At 72.0% G+C, this 322-nt stretch carries 1 protein-coding gene; it reads right to left on the bottom strand.

The features are described from left to right. Positions 1-322 (bottom strand): aminotransferase class V-fold PLP-dependent enzyme (locus DRV85_RS18935; RefSeq protein ID WP_113291007.1); only part of this gene is annotated, 322 nt, incomplete at both ends.

The following is a 322-nucleotide window of genomic DNA, read 5'->3' as shown; positions in this document are numbered from 1 at the left end:
GACCTCGGCCTCGGTATTGTAATGACAGACCGAGACCCGGATGCAGTCCTCGCGCCCCAACGGCCCCAGGATGTTGCCGCAGTAGTGGTCGTTCTTGCGGATGTGCACCCGCACGCCGCGACTGCCCAGGTGATCCACCAGATCGGCCGAGGCCATGCCCTCTAGCCAGAGGGAGACGACGCCCTCGCGCCCCGCTGCGTCGGCCGGGCCGATCAGCCGCACGCCCGGCATCTCGGCGAGCCCGCGCAGGTTGCCGGTGCCGTGCAGCATCGCCTCGAGGAGCCGCGCCTCGTGCGCCGCGATCGCGCCGCCCGCGGCCTCG

It is taken from the genome of Rhodosalinus halophilus (assembly GCF_003298775.1).
In the GTDB taxonomy this organism is placed as follows: Bacteria; Pseudomonadota; Alphaproteobacteria; order Rhodobacterales; family Rhodobacteraceae; genus Rhodosalinus; species Rhodosalinus halophilus.
The sequence above is the reverse complement of the archived record's forward strand: the minus strand, read 5'-3'. Positions and strand labels throughout refer to the sequence as shown.